Annotated in this window: 2 protein-coding genes; both read right to left on the bottom strand. The window is 65.4% G+C overall.

Annotated features, from left to right (window positions below):
* Positions 1-571 (bottom strand): serine dehydratase beta chain (locus E8E91_RS00030; RefSeq protein ID WP_280374015.1); only part of this gene is annotated, 571 nt, incomplete at its 3' end.
* Between the two features lie 161 nt (positions 572-732).
* On the bottom strand, positions 733-904 hold a 172-nt coding region (locus E8E91_RS00025), incomplete at its 5' end, for a hypothetical protein (protein WP_280374017.1).

Genomic DNA, 904 nt, shown 5'->3' with positions numbered 1-904 from the left:
TGGACAAGCCGCTGGCGGTGCAGTGGGCAAGCATCTCCTTGCCAGTCTTGAACGGGTAGGGCAGCGGCGTGCGGTCTTCGACGATGCGGTCGAGGCCGGCGGCTTCTTCGTCCACCACGAAACCGCCGCCCACCGAGTAGTACTCGCGGGAGCGGATCTGGATGCCGGCGTCGTCGAAGGCGCGGAAGATCATGCCGTTGGGGTGGTAGGGGAGCGGCTTGCGGATCAGCGCCAGGTGCTCCTTTTCCACGAAGTGGATCGACTTCTCGCCGCCGAGAAGCAGCTCGCCGCTCTGGCGGATGCGTGCCAGGCGCTCATCCACGCTTTCCGTATCGACGGTATCCGGTTGTTCGCCCTCCAGGCCCAGCAGCACGGCCTTGTCGCTGCCGTGACCCTTGCCGGTGGCGCCTAGGGAACCGTACAGCTCCACCTTCAGGCTCTGGGTGTCGGCCAGCAGGCTCTCGCGGCGCAGACCATCGACGAATCGCGCAGCAGCGCGCATCGGACCGACGGTGTGGGAGCTGGAGGGGCCAATGCCGATCTTGAACAGGTCGAAGACACTGAGGGACATGTCGCGCTCCTGAGCGTGCGCTCGGCTCTTTCTTATTAGTCAGCGTAGACAGCCCGGACGATCGGGCCCGAAGGTCCGACCGCCGAACTTCCATGTCTTGTCCAGAATTGTGGGAGCGAATTCATTCGCGAATGAATTCGCTCCCACAGGGGGCTGGGCCGTCAGGCGTCCTGATAGGCCTCGATGGACGGGCAGGCGCAGACCAGGTTGCGGTCGCCGTAAACGTTGTCCACGCGGCCCACCGGCGGCCAGTACTTGCCGTCCACCAGGCTGGCGCTGGGGTACACGGCGAGTTCGCGGCTGTAGCGGTGGGTCCACTCGCCGACCAGCTCG

Source organism: Pseudomonas sp. BN515, assembly GCF_029873155.1.
In the GTDB taxonomy this organism is placed as follows: domain Bacteria; phylum Pseudomonadota; class Gammaproteobacteria; order Pseudomonadales; family Pseudomonadaceae; genus Metapseudomonas.
The sequence above is the reverse complement of the archived record's forward strand: the minus strand, read 5'-3'. Positions and strand labels throughout refer to the sequence as shown.